Consider the following 2,641-nt stretch of genomic DNA (forward strand, 5'->3'; position numbering starts at 1 on the left):
GTCCGAGCTGACCATCGTGGACCTCGATGCTCCCGCCGATGGATCCGCTGCTGCAGGCCCGCGACCGGGAGGTGCTTGTCCCGGATCGGGCCCGGCAGAAGGAGGTGTGGCGCGCCCTGGGCAATCCGGGGGTCCTGCTCGTGGACGGCGAGATCGCCGGGGTGTGGCGCGCGAAGACGGCCGGCCGCAAGCGGGTCGACCTGACGGTGTCCGCCTTCGGCGCGCTGCCGGCGCGGACCCGCCGGGCTGTCGAGGAGGAGGCCGGCGTCGTGGCACGGGCGCGCGAGGCGGCCGGGGCGACGGTGACGTGGGGCTGACGGCGCAGCCGCGCGCGGCGGCCGGGGCGCCGCGGCCGGGGGCTTACCAGGTCGGGGGCAGGGTGTCCGGGGTCGGCGGGAGCTTGGGGGCGCGGCAGCGGAAGCCGATCGCCACCATCACGACGACGGCCCACACGGCGGCGACCACGGCGGCGGCCCACCAGCCGACGACGGCGAGGATCAGGGCGGCGGCCCAGACGACGGTCGCGGTGAGGATGAGCGAGACGGGGACCTGACGGCGGCCGGAGCGGCGCCCGGCCATGCGGTCGCAGAACTCGGGGTCGTCGCGGCGCAGCTGGCGCTCCAGCTGTGCGAGCCGGCGGTTGTCTTCCTTGCTGAGCATCTCGCACCTCCGGCACGGGGACACGCAACGACCGGAACCGTACGGGGGCCGGGGCCGGTCGGTTTCTCCATTGTTACCCGTTGGTCACGAGATTCATACCGTGCCAGGGGTTGTGTTCCAGGAATGTTTGTGTTTCTCCCTCCGGTCCATCCTGGAGCCCGCCCCCTGGCGACGATCGACCAGCTCAGGACCGGTGCGCCGCCCGGAAGACCCAGATGCGCATGAGGAGGAACCGGGCCGCGGTGGCCAGCAGGTTGGCGACGATCAGGGCCGCCAGCTCGACCCACGTGGGCGGCGTGGCGACGGCGTGCAGCAGGGCCAGCGTGCCCGACGTCAGGCCCAGCCCGATGCCGAAGACGACGAGCCCCTGTACGTGGTGGCGCCAGGCGCCGTCGCTGCCCTGGATCCGGAAGGTGACACGGCGGTTCACCGCGGTGTTGGCGACCGCGGTGACCAGCAGCGCGATCAGGTTGGCCCACTGGGCGCCGACCCCGGTGCGCAGCAGGGCGTAGAGCGCGAGGTAGGCGAGGGTGCTCGCGGCGCCCACCGCGGCGAAGCGGATGAGCTGGCCGGTGAGGCCGGCGGGCACCCCGGCGACGGGCAGCGGGTTGCGGCCGAGCTGCTCGCGCAGGGCGGCCAGGGGCAGGCTGCCGGTGCCGAGCGCCTTGGTGAGACGGACGATGCCCCGCAGGTCGGCCAGCGCGGTGGCGACGATGTCCACCCGGCTGTCGGGGTCGTCGACCCAGTCCACCGGGACCTCGTGGATGCGCAGCCCCGCCCGCTCGGCCAGCACCAGCATCTCCGTGTCGAAGAACCAGCCGGTGTCCTCGACCATCGGCAGCAGCCGCTCCGCGACGTCGCCGCGGATGGCCTTGAAGCCGCACTGCGCGTCGGAGAAGCGGGCGGCCAGCGTGCCCCGCAGGATCAGGTTGTAGCTGCGGGAGATGAACTCGCGCTTGGCGCCCCGGACCACCCGCGAGCCCCGGGCCAGCCGGGAGCCGATGGCCAGGTCCGAGTGCCCGGAGATGAGCGGCGCGACCAGGGGGAGCAGGGCGCCCAGGTCGGTGGAGAGGTCCACGTCCATGTACGCGAGGACGGCCGCGTCCGAGTGCGTCCACACGTACTTGAGCGCCCGCCCCCGGCCCTTCTCCGGCAGGTGCACCGACTCGACCGCCGGGAAGGTCTCCGCCAGCCGGCGGGCGACCTCGGCCGTCGCGTCGGTGCTGGCGTTGTCGGCGACGGTGATCCGGAACCGGTACGGGAACTGGGCCGTCAGGTACTCGTGCAGGCGCCGGACGCACGGCTCGAGGTCGGTCTCCTCGTTGTAGACCGGGACGACCACGTCGAGGACCGGGGCGACGACCCGGGCCGGGCCGGTGGCGGCGGAGGGCAGCGTGGAAGTGCTCATGCCGCCAAGGTCCTCCGCGGCGCTTTGCCCGGCTTGTGGCATGCCTGTGGCGGCACTGTGATCGATCACGGGATCTCCAGGATTCTTCCCAGGGCTGGGCGGCCCCCGCCTTCCTCGGGCGGGGGCCGCTGGGGACCGCTTACTGCGCCGGCTGCGTGAGGTCGTAGACCGTGACGCCGTCGACGGTCTGCGCCGTGTAGTTCTCCTGGACCCACGTGGAGATCTGGGAGCTGGCGTTGCTGCCGCCGTTGCTGCCACCGCCACCGCCGCCGAAGCCGCCGCCGCCGATGAAGTAGTGGACCTTCCCGGCCTGCACGTACGCCTGGAATTGCGCCAGCGTCGGCGAGGGGTCGCTGCCGTTGAAGCCGCCGATCGCCATGACGGGCTGCTCCGTGGCCAGCTGGTAGCCGGAGGCGTTCTGCGAGCCCACGGCCGCGGCGACCCAGGTGTACTTGTCCGCGTCGGCCTCGAGCAGGCTCTTCATCTGGTCGCTGACGGTCGCGGCGTCGAGGAGGCCGCCCATGCCGCCGCCTCCGCGCATCCCGCCGTCGCCGCGGCCGCCCTGCTGGCCGG

Annotated in this window: 4 protein-coding genes; 1 reads left to right on the plus strand and 3 read right to left on the minus strand. The window is 73.4% G+C overall.

Annotated elements, in window-relative coordinates:
- Nucleotides 1-38: 38 nt before the first annotated feature.
- A complete protein-coding gene (locus RBH18_RS43535; RefSeq protein WP_372339079.1) occupies nucleotides 39-317 on the plus strand; it encodes a DNA glycosylase AlkZ-like family protein in 279 nt (92 codons plus the stop codon).
- Nucleotides 318-360: 43 nt separating this feature from the next.
- Here the strand turns inward: RBH18_RS43535 and RBH18_RS43540 are convergent, their stop codons facing one another.
- The 3 genes from RBH18_RS43540 to RBH18_RS43550 all read right to left on the minus strand — a co-directional run.
- Nucleotides 361-660, minus strand: a complete 300-nt coding sequence (locus RBH18_RS43540) for a DUF3040 domain-containing protein (protein WP_306216386.1) — start codon at nucleotides 658-660, stop codon at nucleotides 361-363.
- Between the two features lie 184 nt (nucleotides 661-844).
- Entirely contained in the window at nucleotides 845-2,068 is a 1,224-nt protein-coding gene (locus tag RBH18_RS43545) for a bifunctional glycosyltransferase family 2/GtrA family protein (protein WP_306216387.1), read from the minus strand.
- Between the two features lie 139 nt (nucleotides 2,069-2,207).
- Nucleotides 2,208-2,641 (minus strand): mannosyltransferase YkcB-related protein (locus RBH18_RS43550; protein WP_456237654.1); only part of this gene is annotated, 434 nt, incomplete at its 5' end.

This window comes from Actinoplanes oryzae, from assembly GCF_030757795.1.
GTDB lineage: Bacteria > Actinomycetota > Actinomycetes > Mycobacteriales > Micromonosporaceae > Actinoplanes.